Annotated in this window: 19 protein-coding genes; 8 read left to right on the forward strand and 11 right to left on the reverse strand. The window is 66.7% G+C overall.

Translation table 11 applies throughout. The features are described from left to right. Positions 1-62: 62 nt before the first annotated feature. Positions 63-1,364, reverse strand: a complete 1,302-nt coding sequence (locus tag OG203_RS22225) for a cytochrome P450 (RefSeq protein WP_405167527.1) — start codon at positions 1,362-1,364, stop codon at positions 63-65. A 97-nt stretch (positions 1,365-1,461) separates the two neighbouring features. Here OG203_RS22225 and OG203_RS22230 point away from each other — a divergent pair, with 97 nt between their 5' ends. Continuing rightward, positions 1,462-2,625: a steroid 3-ketoacyl-CoA thiolase gene (locus OG203_RS22230; RefSeq protein WP_405167528.1), complete on the forward strand. Its 1,164-nt coding sequence runs from the start codon at positions 1,462-1,464 to the stop codon at positions 2,623-2,625. A 362-nt stretch (positions 2,626-2,987) separates the two neighbouring features. Beyond that, positions 2,988-3,404 (forward strand): helix-turn-helix domain-containing protein, encoded by a 417-nt coding sequence (locus OG203_RS22235; protein WP_011207048.1) that lies wholly within the window; start codon positions 2,988-2,990, stop codon positions 3,402-3,404. A gap of 335 nt (positions 3,405-3,739) precedes the next feature. Here OG203_RS22235 and OG203_RS22240 read toward each other — a convergent pair whose 3' ends face one another. From OG203_RS22240 to OG203_RS22260, 5 genes are all read right to left on the reverse strand, one after another. Next, positions 3,740-4,750: a hypothetical protein gene (locus tag OG203_RS22240; RefSeq protein WP_405167529.1), complete on the reverse strand. Its 1,011-nt coding sequence runs from the start codon at positions 4,748-4,750 to the stop codon at positions 3,740-3,742. Beyond that, a complete protein-coding gene (locus OG203_RS22245; protein WP_405167530.1) occupies positions 4,747-5,262 on the reverse strand; it encodes an ImmA/IrrE family metallo-endopeptidase in 516 nt (171 codons plus the stop codon). The genes OG203_RS22240 and OG203_RS22245 overlap by 4 nt, the downstream gene beginning before the upstream one ends. Before the next feature lie 88 nt (positions 5,263-5,350). Then, positions 5,351-6,250 (reverse strand): hypothetical protein, encoded by a 900-nt coding sequence (locus tag OG203_RS22250; RefSeq protein WP_405167531.1) that lies wholly within the window; start codon positions 6,248-6,250, stop codon positions 5,351-5,353. A 331-nt stretch (positions 6,251-6,581) separates the two neighbouring features. Then, positions 6,582-7,493, reverse strand: coding sequence for an SDR family oxidoreductase (locus OG203_RS22255; protein WP_405167532.1), 912 nt, complete (start codon positions 7,491-7,493; stop codon positions 6,582-6,584). A 25-nt stretch (positions 7,494-7,518) separates the two neighbouring features. Continuing rightward, a complete protein-coding gene (locus OG203_RS22260) occupies positions 7,519-8,307 on the reverse strand; it encodes an SDR family oxidoreductase (protein ID WP_405167533.1) in 789 nt (262 codons plus the stop codon). Between the two features lie 100 nt (positions 8,308-8,407). Between OG203_RS22260 and OG203_RS22265 the strand changes: the two genes are divergently transcribed. The 5 genes from OG203_RS22265 (at position 8,408) to OG203_RS22285 (ending at position 12,431) form a co-directional block, all read left to right on the forward strand. Next, positions 8,408-9,172 (forward strand): enoyl-CoA hydratase family protein, encoded by a 765-nt coding sequence (locus tag OG203_RS22265; protein WP_405167534.1) that lies wholly within the window; start codon positions 8,408-8,410, stop codon positions 9,170-9,172. 14 nt (positions 9,173-9,186) lie between these two features. Next, complete coding sequence (ipdA, locus tag OG203_RS22270) at positions 9,187-10,071, forward strand: cholesterol ring-cleaving hydrolase subunit IpdA (protein WP_405167535.1); 885 nt, start codon at positions 9,187-9,189, stop codon at positions 10,069-10,071. Beyond that, the gene (locus OG203_RS22275; RefSeq protein WP_405167536.1) at positions 10,068-10,826 is read left to right on the forward strand and encodes a CoA-transferase subunit beta; all 759 of its coding nucleotides are present in this window, start codon (positions 10,068-10,070) and stop codon (positions 10,824-10,826) included. The genes ipdA and OG203_RS22275 overlap by 4 nt, the downstream gene beginning before the upstream one ends. Next, positions 10,823-11,884 (forward strand): NAD(P)H-dependent flavin oxidoreductase, encoded by a 1,062-nt coding sequence (locus OG203_RS22280; RefSeq protein ID WP_405167537.1) that lies wholly within the window; start codon positions 10,823-10,825, stop codon positions 11,882-11,884. The genes OG203_RS22275 and OG203_RS22280 overlap by 4 nt, the downstream gene beginning before the upstream one ends. A gap of 220 nt (positions 11,885-12,104) precedes the next feature. Continuing rightward, positions 12,105-12,431 carry a YbjQ family protein gene (locus OG203_RS22285; protein ID WP_405167949.1) on the forward strand — a complete coding sequence of 109 codons (327 nt, stop codon included), beginning with the start codon at positions 12,105-12,107 and terminating at the stop codon, positions 12,429-12,431. Between the two features lie 52 nt (positions 12,432-12,483). On the opposite strand, the gene OG203_RS22290 is transcribed toward OG203_RS22285, so the two are convergent. Genes OG203_RS22290 through OG203_RS22300 form a run of 3 tightly spaced genes read right to left on the reverse strand, consistent with a single transcriptional unit; the run spans position 12,484 to position 15,804 of the window. Next, positions 12,484-13,959, reverse strand: a complete 1,476-nt coding sequence (locus OG203_RS22290) for a CoA transferase (RefSeq protein WP_405167538.1) — start codon at positions 13,957-13,959, stop codon at positions 12,484-12,486. A 10-nt stretch (positions 13,960-13,969) separates the two neighbouring features. After that, positions 13,970-14,932, reverse strand: a complete 963-nt coding sequence (locus OG203_RS22295; protein ID WP_405167950.1) for a 3-hydroxyacyl-CoA dehydrogenase NAD-binding domain-containing protein — start codon at positions 14,930-14,932, stop codon at positions 13,970-13,972. Then, a complete protein-coding gene (locus OG203_RS22300) occupies positions 14,890-15,804 on the reverse strand; it encodes a hypothetical protein (RefSeq protein WP_405167539.1) in 915 nt (304 codons plus the stop codon). Before OG203_RS22300 ends, OG203_RS22295 begins: the two co-directional genes overlap by 43 nt. Positions 15,805-16,027: 223 nt before the next feature. Here OG203_RS22300 and OG203_RS22305 point away from each other — a divergent pair, with 223 nt between their 5' ends. Next, positions 16,028-16,906 carry a LysR family transcriptional regulator gene (locus OG203_RS22305; protein ID WP_405167540.1) on the forward strand — a complete coding sequence of 293 codons (879 nt, stop codon included), beginning with the start codon at positions 16,028-16,030 and terminating at the stop codon, positions 16,904-16,906. On the opposite strand, the gene OG203_RS22310 is transcribed toward OG203_RS22305, so the two are convergent. Continuing rightward, positions 16,903-18,096 (reverse strand): acetyl-CoA C-acetyltransferase, encoded by a 1,194-nt coding sequence (locus tag OG203_RS22310; protein ID WP_405167541.1) that lies wholly within the window; start codon positions 18,094-18,096, stop codon positions 16,903-16,905. The genes OG203_RS22305 and OG203_RS22310 overlap by 4 nt on opposite strands. An 11-nt stretch (positions 18,097-18,107) precedes the next feature. Further along, positions 18,108-18,725, reverse strand: coding sequence for a TetR/AcrR family transcriptional regulator (locus OG203_RS22315; protein WP_405167542.1), 618 nt, complete (start codon positions 18,723-18,725; stop codon positions 18,108-18,110). Positions 18,726-18,738 lie beyond the last annotated feature (13 nt).

The raw sequence follows: 18,738 nt of genomic DNA on the forward strand, positions 1-18,738 counted from the left end.
AACGGGCGAAGGGCCCTCGAACCGGAGTGGGGACTTCCGGTACGAGGGCCCTTTTGGTCATGTCAGTGCGCGACCGGACAGCCCTTGAAATCGACCGGGAATTCCTTGATCCCGTTGAGCCAACCGGACCGCAGCCGCCTCGCGTCACCGATCTTGGTGATATCCGGCAGATGATCGGCGATGGCGTTGAAGATCAGATCGACCTCCAGCCGAGCCAGGTTCGCGCCGACACAGAAGTGCGCGCCGGTACCGCCGAAGGACACGTGCGGGTTGTCCTTTCGCATGATGTCGAACTTCTCCGGGTTCTCGAACACCTCGTCGTCGAAGTTGGCCGACCGGTACAGCATCACCAGCCGCTGTCCCTTCTTGATCTGCATCCCACCGAGTTCGGTGTCCTCCAGTGCGGTCCGCTGGAACGAGATGATCGGGGAGGCCCATCGGATGATCTCGTCGACGGCGGTCGCCGGGCGCTCCTTCTTGAACAACTCCCACTGATCCGGGTTGTCCAGGAAGGCCATCATGCCGTGGGTGATCGCATTGCGCGTTGTCTCATTGCCCGCTACCGCGAGCAGGATCACGAAGAAACCGAACTCCTCCGGCGTCAGCTGATCGCCGTCGACGTCGGCCTCGACCAGCTTGGTGACGATGTCGTCGGCCGGGCAGGCCTTGCGATCGGCCGCCATTTGGTATGCGTAGCCGAGGATTTCGGCGGACGAGGCCACCGGGTCAACGTCGATATCCGGGTCGTCATAGCCGGTCATCTCGTTCGACCAGGTGAAGACCTTCATCCGGTCCTCATCCGGGATGCCGATCAGCTCAGCGATGGCCTGCAGCGGCAGCTCGCACGCGACCTTGGCGACGAAGTCACCGGAGTCGGATTCGGCTGCGGCCTGGACGATCTCGTTGGCACGCGCCGAAAGTCGCTCGCGCAGACCGTTGATCGCGCGCGGGGTGAAGCCGCGCGAGATGATTTTGCGCAGCTTCGTGTGTTCCGGAGCGTCCTTGTTGAGCAGGATGAACCGCTGCAGTTCGATCTGCTCGCGGGTGATGTCGTCGTTGAAGCGCGGGATGGCGGTGTTCTCGAAGGTGGAGAACACCTCGCCGCGGCGCGACACCTCTTTGACGTCGGCGTGCTTGCTGACCACCCAGAAGCCCTCGTCATGGAAGCCACTGACCTCGACCGGCTGCGGATTCCACCAGACCGGGGCGGTGCGGCGCAGCTCGGCGAACTCCTCGACCGGCACCCGTTCCGCGTAGATGTCGGGGTCTGTGACGTCGAATCCGTCCGGCAGATTCGGCCGGACATTCCGAGGGTCTACCACCAGATGTCTCCTTCGACAAACTGAAACACGTTCTATAATCATTGAAGCATAGGCGGCAGGATCAGGAAAGAAACCGGACAGAACCGCCAGTTGCCTATATGAACTCGTTTCAGTTTCTGTCCCGAACGAAAGGTTGGATATGGGCACACCCGTTATCGTCGAGGCCGCTCGCACCCCCATCGGCAAACGCGGCGGCTGGCTGTCCGGCCTGCACGCGGCCGAGCTACTCGGCCTCGCACAGCGCGGACTGCTCGAGCGCGCGCACCTGGATCCGGCACAGGTCGAACAGGTCATCGGCGGCTGCGTCACCCAGGCGGGCGAGCAGTCCAACAACGTGACCCGAGTCGCGTGGCTGCATGCCGGGCTGCCCTGGCAGGTCGGCGCGACCACCATCGACGCGCAGTGCGGCTCGGCGCAGCAGGCCAACCACCTCATCGCCGGGCTCATCGCGACCGGCGCGATCGACATCGGCGTCGCCTGCGGCGTCGAGGCGATGAGCCGAGTTCCGTTGGGCGCCAATGTCGGCGAGCACGCCGGGCCGCGCAGGCCCGCGTCCTGGAACATCGACCTGCCCAATCAGTTCGAGGCGGCCGAGCGGATTGCCAAGCGGCGCGGCATCACTCGCGCCGACGTCGACGCGTTCGGCGCCCGCTCGCAGCGGCTGGCCGGACAGGCCTGGGCCGAAGGACGCTTCGAGCGCGAGGTGCTCACCGTGACCGCGCCGGTCGTCGACAAGGAGGGCAAGCCGACCGGCGAGAAGCTGGACGTGTCACGGGACCAAGGCCTGCGCGAGACGACCGCCGAGGGGCTGGCCAAGCTGAAGCCGGTGCTGGAGGGCGGCATCCACACCGCGGGGAGTTCGTCGCAGATCTCCGACGGTGCCGCCGCCGTGCTGCTGATGGACGAAAAGGCCGCGCAGCGAGCCGGATTGCGGCCGCGCGCGCGGATCGTCACCCAGGCGCTGGTCGGTTCGGAGCCGGAGTTCCATCTGGACGGCCCGGTTCAGGCCTGCTCGCGCCTCTTGGAGCGATCGGGTATGACCATTTCGGACATCGACCTCTTCGAAATCAATGAGGCGTTCGCCTCGGTGGCGTTGTCGTGGGCCTCGGTGCACCAGCCGGACATGGACCGGGTGAACGTCAACGGCGGCGCGATCGCGATCGGCCATCCGGTCGGCTCGACCGGATCACGCCTCATCACAACGGCTTTGCACGAGCTGGAGCGAACCGGCCGCAGCACCGCCATGGTGCTGATGTGTGCCGGTGGCGCATTGGCGACAGGGACCATCATCGAACGGATTTAGGGCCTTCTACCCCCGAAAACCGGATTGTTGAACGTTCATCCCCCAGGGCCGGAAACGTGTCGTACGCCACATGATGTCTTCGACTTGCAACTAGATGAGACGTCAGCTATCTTTCCGCTATCAGGACCGTATCGGGGAAGACCTCCGCGACGGGCCAGAACCGGTCCGTACCTCGGCTTCTCGAGAGCCGTTGGGGTGACCCGCAAACGCAACGGTCGCAGTACCTTCGCCGGAGCGGCACCTAGAAGCTTCAAGGAAATCCGGAATCAGGCGTAGGTTTTCAGTTACTGAGCCGCTAATATCAATGATACGTATCCGAGATAACGACTGTTAGTACAGCGAAGGGAATTGGGCGGCTCACAATGGCTGATTTCGCGGCGCGGCTGAACAAGCTGTTCGAAACCGTGCATCCCCCGGGGCGTAAGCCGCACACCAACGCGGAGGTTGCGGCTGCGCTGACGGCCTCCGGACATCCGATCTCGAAACCGTACCTGTCGCAGTTGCGGTCGGGACAACGGACGAACCCGTCCGATGAGACGGTGGCCGCCCTGGCGAAGTTCTTCAAGGTCAAGCCGGACTACTTCTTCAACGACATCTATGCCGCCAAGATCGATCACGATCTGGAGTTGCTGTCCCAGCTGCAGGGCTACGGACTGCGACGGCTGTCGAGTAGAGCGTTCGACCTGTCCGAAGAATCTCAGAACCTCCTCACGTCCATGGCGGAGAAGTTGCGGGCAAGTGAAGGCTTGCCCGAAATTCCTCCGGATGGCACCGAATAGGTTCGCTTGCACGTCAAGCACAGTGCGACCTTCGGGTCGCACTGTGCTGTGTTATGTGTGCGTCCAATGAGCAGCGCGGGACAGGGCATGCCCGTGGAAATAGGGGCGTGCCCTGTCAAGGCCTCTGACGAAGTTCGAGCGCCCGGGCGATGCAAGCACATTCGACAATCTTGGTACTAGTTCAGCCGCAAGTTTTCCTCGGACAACTGATTTCGTGACTATCCGGGTAACTCATCGTGTACATCCAGAACTCAGCCGCCCGCGCGACCGCTAGACGGCAACGCGGATCGGGTGGCACGCACTAGTGCGTTGAATACGCGCAGACCCCCGCGAGCTCAATTTCGGACGTGCTCCAGAGATGTCGCGTCATACGCTCTCGCGATGGCCTGGACCCAGCCTCGGGGACTAATCCCCTCCGGCGGAGCAATCCATCGCGCGTCGACCGTCACATCGCCCAATGGGTTTCTCGCCCACTGCGCGACGGTGTCCGCGCGCTCGACGATCGACCGTGGCGGCGGGGCCACTGAGGCGAGCACCACACCACCGCCGGACTGCAGATAGAGGGCGTCCATGATCTGCGCCACTTGGTCGGACGCCTTCAGCTGAGTGGAGGTGCCGGTCTGGTCGTGCGCGACCACCTCGGGGAAGCGACCGACCATGATGCGGTGCAGCAGCCGAATCTGGCGCAGTAGCACCCGCGCTCGCACCCACAGCTCCACCACGATCCACACCGCGCCGAACGCGATCAGCAGGCCGGCCACTTCCCATGCCTGCCACGCCCAGTTCGGTTGGCCAGGTGCCACCGGTGCCGCGTCGCCGAACGCGCGCCGGATCTCGAGTACCGCGAGCACCGCGACCAACGCCGAACCTGTGGTGTAGATCGCGATGCCGCGACCGAGCGTGGTCCAGTCGAGGTTGCGCAGGCCGGTGACGACGATGAACACCGCGCCGAGCGCGACGACTTCCCAGCCGAAGGTGAACGACCAGGCGATGGTCGCGGCCACAGCGACCAGACCGATGCTGTAGATCGCCGTGGCCACCTGACGCAGGTTCTGCCGGGAGACGACCGGCCAGGCCGCCGACGCGACCACCGAGGTGGCCGTCACGAAGGTGATCCAGGCCGAAACCACGACACCGTCGGACAGCCAGCCCGCGTGCACGCCGTGCGGAAGCAGGTTGTCGATCGCCACCGCGATCTCGGGGACCGCGACGGTGGCGGCCAGCGCGACGGCGGCGACCGCGACCACGATGGCCACCCTGGCCGTCGTCGCGGGTTTGACGAGCACGCGTCCTACCCGGGCGCCTGCCGCCATCCAGACCAGCAGAGCCGTCAACCAGAGGGTCATCCCAGAGCCTCATCGAATCGAAGGACCGAGACGCCTGCGCCACGGCTGTTGAACACGCGGAGTCGGGTCATCAGCATGGCGGCGAAGGTCTCGGCCTCCCACTCGGCGAGTTCGTCCGCGCCGTCGTCGACGATCTGCTGGTGTGCCCGCTGGCTCAGCATGTAGGCGATCAGGTCGTCGCTGGCTTCCAGGGTCACTTCGGTTGCGGGTGCGCCCTCGTGGTTGAACACGATGTGCCCCAACTCATGTGCGAGGGTGTGCTCCCGGCTCGGCAGCGACTCGGCGAGCACGATCACGTCACGATCGGGGAAGAGCCTCCGCTGACCGCACACGCCAGGCCCCAATTGCGCACTGGCGATTTCGATTTCGCGATGCCGCTCGCTCGCGATGGCGAGCACCACCTCGTCGAGGGTGGTGGCGTCGGAGTCCGCCGCGACGGCACACACCGCGTCCACCGCGGCCGCGACCCGTCGGTAAGACCGCGAGGTGTTTTGAGTCTTGCTCTCGCTCATGCCTCCACCTCGCTAGCGCTCGGCTCCGGCATGCGCGAAGCACGCTGTATCACGATTCGTTCGCTTCGCTCACTCATGCCAGCACCCCTCACGGCCTCGGGAAGAACATGGCACGGGCGGCGTCGACTCTGGCCTGTGCGGCCGAGGCACCCTGGAAACTGACTGCGCCGGAACCTGCTCCGGCCAAACCGAGGGCGAGCAGGCCGCCGACCACCGACAGCAGTTTGGGTTTCGGCAGCCCGTCGTTGGCGCTCGTCGGGCGCACGTCGGGGTTGGGCTTCGCGGGTGCCGCCTGCACCGGCGCGGGCGGTGCTGGCTGAGGCGGCGGTGGCACCGCGACCGGAGCGGCCGCGGGGGCGGGTGCGAGCGCGGGGAGCCCGGGGATGCCGGGCAGGACGGGGGCAGGCACCGGCGGGACCGCGATCGGCGGAAGTGACGGCGGAGTGGGCGGCGTCGGTATCGGGATCAAGAGCAGCAGCAGCGGGGCGGCCGAACCGACCGCCGCGGAGCCGACAGCAGCGGAACCGACTGCGGCAGAACCGGTTGCGGCCGAACCGACACCGGCGGAGCCGACGCCGGCCGAACCAACACCCGCGGAACCGACACCGGCCGAACCAACGCCTGCGGAGCCGACCGCCGCCGAACCTGTTGCGCCAGCACCGATTCCGGCCGAACCCAGCGCGGCGGAACCAGTTGCCAACGCGCCGACTCCCGCGGAACCGGTGATACCGAGTCCGGCTGAGCCGGTGCCGAGGACGGCGGCGAGCCCGGCCGAGCCGGAACCGAGCGTCAAGCCGAGTCCGGCGGAACCGGTGCCGAGTACCGCGCCGAGCCCGGCGGAGCCAGCGGCGCCTGCCGCGGCCGATCCACCGGCAGCGGCCGAACCCCCCGCGGCGGATCCACCGGCAGCGGCCGAACCGGCGGCGGCCGAACCGGCGGCGGCGGAACCGGCGGCCGAACCCGAACCGATCGCCGGATTCGTTGGCACGGCACTGACATCTGACGGCTCACCGGGCACCGACAGTGGGTGCCAGGCATCTCCGGTGTCATAGGGCGGCGGCGGGGGGTCGGCAGCGCAGCCTGGACAACGCTCAGTGGGCTGTGCTTCGGCCGCCACCGGGCCGAGTAGCGCAAAGCCGGCCACGATCCCAGCTACTGCAACCACACGGAACGTGCGACCAACGGCCATGCGCCGAGCCTTCCCCTCATTCGTAAAGCGCAGATCTCACCCGGTCGCGACTCTCACACGGGACTTTTAACGGATGGGGGCCATAGTAAACCCCTATCGTTACGTGCGCAGGAAGAAGGTCAGATGCTGGTTACGCCCCGTACACCGGTTCGGGCGGCATCCCCTTGGCAATCAGGTCAGCTACCACCTGGCCCAATTCGGCGGGCGTCCAGCGGGCACCGCGATCGACCGCGACGCCGTGCCGCCAGCCGTCGGCCAGCGCCACTTTCCCGCCCTCTACCTCGAACATGCGTCCGGTGACCGCTGCGGATTCCGTGCTGCCGAGCCAGACGACCAGCGGGGAAATGTTCTCCGGAGCCATCGCGTCGAAGCCGTCCTCCGGTCGCGCCATGGTGTCGGCAAATACGGTTTCGGTCATCCGCGTCCGCGCCGCGGGTGCGATGGAATTCACAGTGACGCCGTAGCGCGCGAACTCGGCGGACGCGGTCAGCGTGAGGCCGGCGATGCCCGCCTTGGCCGCGCCGTAGTTGCCCTGACCGACGCTGCCCTGCAGTCCGGCGCCGGAGCTGGTGTTGATGATCCGGCCGTCGACCGGGCGACCCGCCTTGGACTCACCGCGCCAGTACTCGATGGCATGGCGCATGGTGACGAAGTGGCCCTTGAGGTGGACACGGATCACCGCGTCCCATTCGTCCTCGCCGAGGTTGACCAGCATCCGGTCGCGCACGAAACCGGCGTTGTTGACCAGCACGTCCAGCCCGCCGAAGGTGTCGATCGCCTGCCGGATAAGCCGTTGGCCGCCTTGCCAATCCGCGATGTCGTCGCCGTTGGCCACGGCGTTGCCGCCGAGCGCCGCGATCTCCGCGACGACCTGTTCGGCGGGGGTCTCGCCGGTCGCTGCGCCGTCGAGCGCGGAGCCGAGATCGTTGACCACCACGCGCGCCCCGGCGGCGGCGAAGGCGAGCGCGTGCGCGCGGCCGATGCCGCGGCCCGCGCCGGTGACGATGACGGTGCGGCCTGCGCAGATCTGCTCGGTGTCCATACCTATGTCCTCTTCGTGGGTGTAATCAGGACTGCTGACCGGCGGCCGCGGTGGACGCGGCCAAGAAGGCCGGGCGCTCGCCACCGCCGTGCACCAGCAGGGATGCGCCGCTGACGTAAGAGGCCAGCGGGGAGGCGAGGAAGGCGGCGCAGCGGCCGACGTCGTCCGGCCCGGCCAGCCGGCCGAGCGGAATGGTCTCGCCCACGGCGTCGATGCCGTCCTGGTCGCCGTAGTGCAGTTCGCTCAGCTCGGTGACGACCGGGCCGACGACCAGGGAGTTGACCCGCACCTTCGGCGCCCATTCGACGGCGAGCGACGAGGTCAGGCTGTCTATACCCGCCTTGGCCGCGCCGTAGGCGGCGGTGCCCGGCGAGGGACGGTGGCCGCTGACACTGGAGATGTTGACGATCGAGCCGCCGTCCGGCTGCCGCTGCATCACCGAGTTCGCGGCCTGCGAAACAAGCAGCGGTGCAAGCAGATTCAGCTCGACGATCTTGGCGTGGAAGTTCTTGCTCGCGGTGGCGGCTAGCGCGAACGGTGCGCCGCCCGCGTTATTGACCAGGTGATCGAGGCGGCCGTGCCGCTCGATGACGGTATCGATCAGCGCACGCACCGCGTCCGCGTCGCGAATATCACAGGACAGGAATTCGATGGCGCGGCCGTCGGCCTCGATCGGCACGTCGGCGGGCCGCCGGGCGCAGGCGATCACGGTCGCGCCCGCGGCGAGAAACGCCCTGCTCACACCGGCACCGACGCCGCGGACGCCGCCGGTCACCAGAACGACGCGATCGGCCAGATCGATTTCGAGTGCCACCGTGCTAACCTACCAAGCAACTGCTTGCTTTGCCAATGGTGGGCTCAGGCCGAGCCAGGTCGATCGCGACGGGCCGCGGCCTTCACGAAAGGGATAGGCGATGGGGATCAACCGTCACTCCGAATCAACCGGCATCACCGTGGTCACGGTCGACTATCCGCCGGTCAACGCGATACCGACGGACGGCTGGTTCGACATCGCCGACGCGCTGCGCGAGGCGGGGCGCGACAAAGAGACGCGAGTCGTGGTGCTGCGCGCCGAGAATCGCGGTTTCAACGCCGGTGTCGATATCAAGGAGATCCAGAGCAAGCCGGGCCATCAGGCGCTGATCGACGCGAATCATGGCTGCTTCGAGGCGTTTGCGGCGGTCTACGACTGCCCGGTGCCGGTGATCGCGGTGGTGCAGGGCTTCTGCCTCGGCGGCGGGATCGGCCTGGTCGGCAACGCGGACGTGGTGATCGCCTCGGACGACGCCACTTTCGGCCTGCCCGAGGTCGATCGCGGCGCGCTCGGCGCGGCCACCCACCTGTCCCGGCTGGTGCCGCAACATCTGATGCGGGCGCTGTTCTACACCGCGAGCACCATCACCGCGCAGCAGTTGCAGCACTTCGGGTCGGTGTACCAGGTGGTACCGCGCGCCGAACTCGACGCCGCGGCAATGGAAGTCGCCAAGAACATCGCGGCCAAGGACGGCCGGGTGATCCGCGCGGCGAAGCGGGCGCTCAACGGCATCGACCCGCAGGACGTGCACCGCAGCTACCGGTACGAGCAGGGATTCACCTTCGAACTCAATCTCGCCGGTGTCGCCGACGAGATCCGCGCCCGGTTCGACGACGATCTGGCCGCGCGCAAGGCCGAGCAGTAAGGGATCGGAAAGTCATGCGAGACAAGCGAATGTCGCTCGACGAGGTCGTCGGCGAGTTGCGCAGCGGAATGACCATCGGGATCGGCGGCTGGGGGTCGCGGCGCAAGCCGATGGCGCTGGTGCGGGCCATCCTGCGGTCGGATGTCACCGATCTGACGGTGGTCAGTTACGGCGGACCGGATCTGGGGCTGTTGTGTTCGGCGGGCAAGGTGCGCAAGGCGTACTACGGCTTCGTCTCACTGGATTCGGCGCCGTTCTATGACCCGTGGTTCGCGCACGCCAGGACCTCGGGCGCGCTGGTGGCGCGCGAGATGGACGAGGGCATGCTCAAGTGCGGGCTGGAGGCGGCCGCGGCGCGGTTGCCGTTCCTGCCGATCCGGGCGGGACTCGGCTCGGATGTGCCGAACTTCTGGGACGGCGAATTGCGCACGGTCGCTTCGCCCTATCCCGATACCGGCGGGCGGACCGAGACCTTGACCGCGATGCCAGCGCTGAATCTCGATGCGGCACTTGTGCATCTGAACCTGGGCGACTGGCTCGGCAATGCCGCCTACACCGGTGTCGACCCGTACTTCGATGACCTGTACTGCCTGGCCGCCGAGCGCCGGTATGTCTCGGTCGAGCGGATCGTCGAGACCGAGGAACTGGTGAAAACCGTTCCGCTGCAATCGCTGCTGCTCAATCGGATGATGGTCGACGGCGTCGTCGAGGCGCCCAACGGCGCGCACTTCACCCTGGCCGGTGACAGCTATGGCCGGGACGAGAAGTTCCAGAAGCACTACGTGCAATCGGCGAAGACACCCGAGGCGTGGCAGCAGTTCGTCGACAAGTATCTGGCCGTCTCCGAGGACGAATACCAGGCCGCCGTTCGCGAGTTCGCAGAGGAGGGTTCGCGATGACAAGTATTGAAACCATTACCCGCGCCGAGGTGTGCGCGGTCGCCTGCGCGGAAATCTTCAGCGGCGCAGGCGAAATCATGGCCAGCCCGATGTCGCCGATGTCGATCATCGGTGCCCGCCTCGCCAAGCTGACCACCGAACCCGACCTGCTGCTCTCCGACGGCGAGGCCCTGCTGTTCGCCGACACTCCCCCGCTGGGCGGCAAGGCACCGATCGAGGGCTGGATTCCGTTCCGGCGCGTGTTCGATGTGGTGGCCTCCGGTCGGCGGCACGTGGTGATGGGCGCCAACCAGATCGACCGGTACGGCAATCAGAACCTGTCCGCGTTCGGTGCGCTGCAGCAACCGACCCGGCAGATGTTCGGCGTCCGCGGCGCGCCGGGCAACACGATCAATCACGCGACCAGTTACTGGGTTTCGCGGCACACCAACCGGGTGTTCACCGATCAGGTCGACATCGTGTCCGGCGTCGGTTACGACAAGATCGACCCGGCCAACCCGGCCTTCCGGTTCCATCACCTGCACCGGGTGGTCACCAACCTGGGCGTCTTCGATTTCGAGGGACCCGACCACACCATGCGGGCCCGCAGCCTGCACCCCGGCGTCACCGCCGCCGAGGTCGCCGAGAACACCTCGTTCGAGATGCACGGACTGGCCGATGCCGGGGAAACCCGGCTGCCGACGGCCGAGGAACTGCGACTGATCCGGGACGTGCTCGATCCCAAGAAGATTCGGGACACCGAGGTGCCGTCGTGACCGGTCGACTGCGGACCGCGCTGACCGATCTGGTCGGCGTCGAACATCCCATCGTGCAGACCGGCATGGGCTGGGTGGCGGGACCGAGCCTGGTCGCGGCCACCGCCGAGGCGGGCGGGCTCGGCATCCTCGCCTCGGCCACCATGACCTACCAGGAGCTCACGGCGGCGATCGCGAAAACCAAGGCGCACACCGCGAAACCGTTCGGCGTGAACATCCGCGCCGACGCCTCGGACGCGCCGGAACGCATCGATCTGCTGATCCGCGAGCGGGTAGCCGTCGCGTCGTTCGCGCTCGCGCCGAAGCAGGATCTCATCGCCAAGTTGAAAGACGCTGGCGTGGTGGTGATTCCGTCGATCGGCGCGGCCAAGCACGCGGTGAAGGTCGCGTCCTGGGGTGCCGACGCGGTGATCGTGCAGGGCGGCGAGGGCGGCGGGCACACCGGCCCGGTGGCCACCACCCTGCTGCTGCCGTCGGTGCTCGACGCGGTCGACATCCCGGTGGTCGCCGCCGGCGGCTTCTTCGACGGCCGCGGCCTGGCCGCTGCGCTGGCCTACGGCGCGGCGGGCGTCGCGATGGGCACCCGCTTCCTGCTCACCCAAGAGAGCACCGTGCCAGAGGCCGTCAAACAGGAGTACCTGCGCAGGCAGCTGCAGGACACCGTGGTCTCCACCAAAGTCGACGGCATGCCGCACCGGGTGCTGAACACCGAACTGGTGCAGCGCCTGGAACATTCGGGCCGCACCCGCGGACTCGCCGCCGCGGTGACCAATGCCGCCAAGTTCAAGAACATGACCGGCATGAAGTGGTCCACCCTGGTCCGCGACGGGCTGAGCATGCGAAAAACCAAGGACCTCACCTGGTCTCAGGTCGTCATGGCCGCCAATACGCCGATGTTGTTGCGCGCCGGTCTGGTCGAGGGCAATACCCAGGCTGGCGTGCTGGCCGCCGGTCAGGTCACCGGGATCATCGAGGACCTGCCGACCTGCCGGGAACTCATCGATCGCATCGTCGCGGACGCGATCGCACGGATCGAAGCGCTGCAGAAATCCCGCTGATTCTGCACCGCGAAATGCCCCGCACCTGCGGCGGGAGCGGGGCATTTCACTCAGCGAACTGCGGTCGCCACGCAGGTCGCCGTACCCGTACGATCCGCTCATGAACCAGCCGATGCCCCCGCAGCAGCCGCACTATCCGCAGCAGCAACCCGGATACCAGCAGCCACCGCAACAGGGGTACAAGCAACAGCCACCACAGCAGCCAGGCCCGCAGTTCCCGATCCTCGTGTCCACGATGAACGACGTACCGGGACACCAAGTAGTCCAGGTCTTCGGCGAGGTCGCGGGCCTGACGGTGCGCAGCCGCGGCCTCGGCTCCAACCTCGCCGCGGGTTTCCGCTCGCTCGGCGGCGGTGAGATCACCGAATACACCCAGCTGCTCTACCAGTCCCGGCACGAGGCGATCATGCGAATGTGCCAGCACGCCATGTCTTTCGGCGCCAACGGTGTCCTCGCCATGCGCTTCGACTGCAACGAGATCGCCAACACCATGAGCGAGGTCGCCGCCTACGGCACGGCGGTGCTGCTCAGGCCTGCCGACAAGTGAGAGACGTACTCGCGATCGATGGATCGCAAGTACGTCTCGGGGTATTGCGGCGTTACTTCGAGTAGCACCATTCCGGGCGGTCGGAGCCGCGTGGCATGAGACCGAAGGGGTAGCGGCCTGGGGTTCGTGACATCCGCACCTGCTCGGTGACGCCCTGGTACATCCCAGCGGGTCCGTCCATGGTGAAGATGTCCGGGTCGAGGTAGCGGTGGTTCTCGTCGGAGTCGAGCGTGGCCGCCACGTACTCCTTGTCGAAGATGCCCAGGCTCAACGTCCACAGCGCGACGCGGGACAGGGACACGTGCACCCGATAGCTGCCGCCCTCCTCGGCGCGACGGCGCAACGCGGCGGCGATGCCGATGGTCGACAGCCAGGGCATGATCCAGTCGTTCACCACCCCGAGGATCGGCAGCTGTGGTGCGTCGAAACTGCCCTCCAGGATGGTCATCCCGGTCGCGACTCCGGCGTTCTGGTCGAACCCGACGCGATCGGCCCACGGCCCGGTCTGGCCGAAGAGCGAATTGCTGACGTGGATGATGCCTGGCCGTATCTCGGCGGCGTCGGCGGGCGAGAGCCCGTGCCGGTCGAGGTATCCCACCCGGCGGTTGGCGTAGAAAATATCGGCTCCCCGCAACAGTTCTCGCATCCTGCCCGCGTCGTCGGCGGTATCGAAGTCGAGGAACGAGGAGCGCACACCGACATTGGCGGTCTGATAGAGCAGGTCGAGTTCCGTTTCCCTGGCCCGCCAGATATTGAGCACATCGGCTCCGTGCAGCGCGAGCGTGCGACCGATCCCCGCGCCGGCGATGATGTGCGCGTGGCCGAGCGCTCGCAGACCATCCAGCGGCGCGGTGCCACCGGGCGGCAGCGGCTCTGGCTCGCTGTCACCGATCTTCTCCACCACGACCAGCGGCATTTCCGCCAGCACCTCGGTGAACTGCCGTTCGGCCATCAGCTCTTCCAGGCCGAGCGCTTTGGTCAGCACTACGCCCGCGGCGGCGGCAGCCTCCTCCAGTTCGGTGGAATTCCAAGTACCTACCTGGCGGGCAACGGATTCGACGCTGTCGGTGGCGCCGAGCAGATCAAGCAGGTCGGACTTCAGCTTCGGATAGATCGGCACCGCCATCAGGTGACGGTCGTCGGCGGTGCGGTAGAACCGCGGCATGGCCACCGCCGCCCGGTCCGCGGTCGGCGGCAACATGCCGTTGAGCTTTTCCCATTTGCCGTCGTAGAAGGGGCACAGCCGGTGCGGCGCCTTCCGCAGGTCCATGCTGATGTCCTGGCCTGGGCCGCCGCGCAGCTGCCACAGCTTGGCCATGGCGACCGATTTGCCGACCAGCGCAATACCAGGCGCGGCGGCCAGGCTCAGCGTGCTCGACACGATCGGGTCGGCACCGACGAAACTGATCTCGCCGCCCGAATCCTCGGCGGCGAGGCCGACACCGCCGAGTACCTCCTGCAATTCGGCGTGCGGGTCGACCGGCTGGTTCTTGTTGTGCAGCGCGTTCTTCAGACGTTGAGTGAGCATGGCTGTCCTCTCAGACGCTCGGGCTCGGGTAGACGGCCGGTCGATCGTCGACCTTCGCCAGTGCTTCGAGTACCGCGTTCGTGCGGCGATCGCGCTTGGCTACCAGGCGCTCGTAGTTCTGTTCGCCGGAACCGTATGTGGCCTCGATGTTTTCGATGAGCTCCGCCATCGCCTCTGGTTCCGAAGACGGCTTGCCCGCCTCGATCTTGCCGACCTCCGCGCCGACTCCGGCGAACAGATGCCTCGCCCCACCGGGCCCGCCACCGAGGACGTTGCCCTCGAAGAGGCCGATGGTGGCCCAGCGCAGGCCGATGGAGTTCTGCAGGATGGTGTCGAGATCCTCGACGCTGACCACGCCGGACTGCACCAGATAGGTCGCCTCGCTGCTCAGCACCTTCTGCAGTCGGTTCGCCACGAATCCGGGGAGTTCCTTGCGGATCACGACCGGCACGCGGTCGAGCTCGGTGTAGAGCGCGACGGCGCGGGTGACCGTCGATTCGTCGGTCTTCTTGCCGGGCAACACCTCTACGAGGGGCATGAGCTCCGGCGGGTTGAAGGGGTGTCCGACCACGATGCGCCCAGCGTTGTCCAGGTCGGCCGCGATCAAGGACGCGGTGATCGACGAGCTGGAGGTGGCAAGCACCGCGTCGGCGGGTGCGGCACGCAGGATCTCGGCGAAGATCTGTTGCTTGACCGGCAGCCGCTCGGGGCCGTTCTCCTGGACCAGATCGGCGTCTCGCACAGCCTCGGCCAGGTCTGCCGTCCAGGACACGCGATCGTCCGTGCCGAACTCGGACTCGATGAGCTCGCCGAGGTCGGGACGCGGGTCGGTGATCGTCACCCGCCAGCCGTGCCGGTGGGCCAGCCGGGCCCAGGACAGCCCGATGACGCCCGCGCCGACCACGGCCATGGTGCGCGACTGCTGAGTGTTCATTGGACACCTACGATTCCGGTCAGTGACTGACCCTCGAATTTCGCGATGACGCTGTCGGAGGAGCCGTCCAGCGCGACGGCGCGAACGCTGCCGCCGAGGTCGGTGACATAGGCGAGACCGGCCTCGAGATCGACGGCGAGGCCGATGGCTTCGGCGAAACCTCGGGCCAGGATTTCTGGCTTCCCGCCGGGCTCACCGGGCGCTGGGATCGGTGCGCGATTGAGTGTGTTGCCCGCGGGCTCCGCACCGCGGTCGGTCCAGTAGAGGTAGTGATCGGTGGTGTCGAGCCAGAGGTCGATCGGCTCGGGGAGGTGGTCCCACAGCACCTCGATATCGGTGCGGGATGCCGCCGTCTGTCCTTCTGGCATAACGAGATTCGCGCGGAAGATGCGTCCGCGGCCACCCTTGGCGGGACCTTTCTGGGTCCAGTACAGCGCGTTCGCGGCCGGGTCGACGGTGCTGCCGACGCACTCCTCGGCCTTGTCTCCGGTCGCGGGGTTGATCACCAGATCGGTGAGTCCGGTGCCGTCGACGCCTACCCGGCTTACTCGGCGACCTTCGCGGTCACTCCAATAGAGTTGTCCGGCAACGAAATCAGCGGCGAGTTGTTTGCCGGTGGTCAGCGCGCCGACCGGAAGCACCTGCCTGCGATCGGTGCCGTCGAGTGCGACGGACTCGATCGAACCGTTCTTCGCCGAGAAGTCGACGTTGTCGTCGTCGAGCGGACGGGCCGGATCGAAATCGGGTGTGCCCATGGTGGTCCAGTAGATGCGTCCAGCGTCTCGGTCGTAGACGATGCCGTCGGGAACCGGGCCTGCCTCGCGGACAAGCGTCGTGACGGATCCGTCGCTCAGATCAATACGGTCGATGCTGCTGTGCGCGGTGTTGAGCACCAATAACGCCTGGAACACGGGGCACCTCCATGGTGTGGCCGCCTGCTCGAGCGGGTCGACTTCCACGCTAATTCGATAGATCAGCTAATGGAATTACCATGTTCCACAGTGTGATTATGTCCACGCTGATAACAATCAAAACCAACGTCTAGCTGCGACTTTATCGCAGTGATCGAATTGCCGGAAATGCCCGAGGCAGCCAACCGAACCACGACCAGGTCAGATAGTTACCATGTCGCAAATGGAGATCTACCATCTGCGCTACTTCCTGACCGTCGCCAGAGAACTCAATTTCACCAAGGCGGCGCAGGCGTTGCAGATGTCGGTCCCACCGCTCAGCCAGCGCATCAAAGCACTCGAAACCGAACTCGGCGCGGCACTGTTCGAACGGACGACCCGGCACGTCCGGCTGACCCCGACCGGCGAACGGCTGGTGCCACTGGCCTTCGCCATCGTCACCGACTTCGACGCGCTACGCGAGCGACTATCCACCCCGGACGATCGGCCGACCGACGTACGCCTCGCCATCCCCGAACTGCTCGGCGCCGACATCAGCCACCGGCTCACCACCGCGATGACCGAGCTCGCACCCGAATACACCTTCGCGCTGGAGCAGATGCGCTCCGCCGATATCGGGGCCAGCCTGCGCAGTCACCACATCGACCTCGCCTTGTCGCACATCCCGTCGCCCGGCTCGGGCCTCGAATCCGTGGTCATCGCTACCGAACCGATCGGCGTCCTGGTCGAATCCACCCGGTTCGAGGGCCGAACCTCGGTGCGAGTAGCCGACTTACGCGGCTTCACTCACATCCAAGGCCCCAAACACTGGGAACTCACCCTCGGCGACCGGACCAAAACCGCGCTCTCCGGCGCAGGCATCAGCGCGGGCCGCGGCCGCTTCAAAACCCTCGACGGCATGCTCATGATGCTCCGCCAAACCCCCGGTTTCATCATCGCGCCCTTCGATTCCGAAGGCCTGCACGCCGTCGACCGAACCGAATTCCGCTTCCTCCCCGTCGAAGACCTGAACCTCGACGTAACCACCGTCCTACTCTGGCGCACCGGCGACGAGCGGTTCGCCCGGCTCGCCGCCGAACTCACCGCCCGCCTACCGGGTTAGCTGCCGAGACGCTCGATGATGGTGACGTTGGCGGTGCCGCCGCCCTCGCAAATGGTGAGCAGGCCGTAGCGGCCGTTGACGCGCTCGAGTTCGTTGAGCAGGGACGCGAAAAGCTTTGCGCCGGTAGCACCGAGGGGGTGGCCGAGGGCGATGGCGCCGCCGTTGACGTTGACTCGTTCCGGGTCGGCACCGGTTTCCTGCAGCCAGGCGAGCACGACCGGGGCGAAGGCCTCGTTGATTTCGACGACGTCCATGTCATCGATGGTGAGGCCGGTCTTTTCCAGTGCCAACTTGGTCGCCGGGATCGGCGCGGTGAGCATGAAGATCGGGTCGGCGCCGCGTGCGCTGACGTGATGGATGCGCGCCCTCGGCGTCAAACCGTATGCCTCGACGGCCCATTCGGAGGCGAGCAGGGTGGCGCTCGCGCCGTCGGAGATCTGGCTGGCGACGGCCGCCGTCAGCGGGCTGCCTTCGGCGAGCGGCGGCAGCGAGGCCATCTTCTCGAGGCTGGTCTCGCGCGGGCCCTGATCGATCCAGAAGTCGCCGACCGGCACGATCTCCCGATCGAAGCGGCCGTTCTTGATGGCATCGCGCGCCCGCTCATGGCTGCGTAAAGCCCAGCGCTCCATGTCTTCTCGGCTGATGTTCCACTTCTCGGCGATCAGCTGGGCCGCGCGGAACTGGGTGACCTCGGCGGTGCCGTAGCGGTGGTCCCACCCCGCGGAGCCGACGAACGGCGAGTCGAACCCGTACTCCTTGCCCGCGTACATGGCGGCCGAGATCGGGATGGCGCTCATGTTCTGCAGCCCGCCCGCGACGATCACCTCGGCGGTGCCGCTCATGATGGCCTGCGCGCCGAAATTGATGGCCTGCTGGCTCGACCCGCACTGGCGGTCGACGGTGACGCCTGGCACCTCCTCCGGGTAGCCAGCGGCCAACCATGCGGTGCGGCCGACGTTTCCGGCCTGCGGGCCGACATTGTCGACACAGCCGACGATCACGTCGTCGACATTGCCTGGGTCGATCGTGTTGCGGTCCAACAGACCTCGCAACGCGGCCGCGCCGAGATCGGCGGGGTGCACGGCGGCAAGCGCGCCGCCGCGCTTGCCGACCGGGGTGCGCACCGCGTCGATCACGTAGGCGTCGCGCAGCGGGGCGTAGGGGCGGCGGGGTGCGGATGATGCTGACATCTGAAGAACTCCTACGTGTTGTGCTCGGCCAGGGTGAGCCCGTCGAGCACGATGGTCAGGTACTGCTTGGCGAGGTTGTCGACGGTGATGGGTCCGCCCGGCTGGTACCAGCGCACCGCGACCCACACGGTGTCGCGCAGGAATCGGTAGGCCAGTTCGACGTCGATTTCGGGCCGGAAGCTGCCGTCCGTCACGCCGTTGGTCAGTACCCGGTGCCAGAGCTCGCGGAATTCGCGGTTGTAGTCGGCGATGTAGGTGAACCGCTCGGCGGTGCGCAGCCGCTTGGCCTCGGCCTGGTAGATCGCGACCGCGGCGTGATGCCGATCGAATGACTGGTAGGACGCGATCACCAAGGCTTCCAAGGTGTCTCGCGGGCTGAGTCCGGCGCCGACGATCTCGCGGTAGTGCCCGAACAGGTCGTCGAGGAACCCGCGCAGGATCTCGTCGACCATCGACTCCTTGGAATCGAAGTGGTGGTAGAGGCTCCCCGATAGAATTCCGGCCGCGTCGGCGATATCGCGCACGGTGGTGGCGCGCAGGCCGCGCTCGGCGAACAGTTCGGCCGCCAGCGTGAGCAGTTCATTGCGCCGTGCTGATTTCGTAGCGTCGGGTGCGGTCACATCGGCCATAATACAACCAAGC

The sequence above is a fragment of the Nocardia sp. NBC_01499 genome, assembly GCF_045040275.1.
Classification (GTDB): domain Bacteria; phylum Actinomycetota; class Actinomycetes; order Mycobacteriales; family Mycobacteriaceae; genus Nocardia.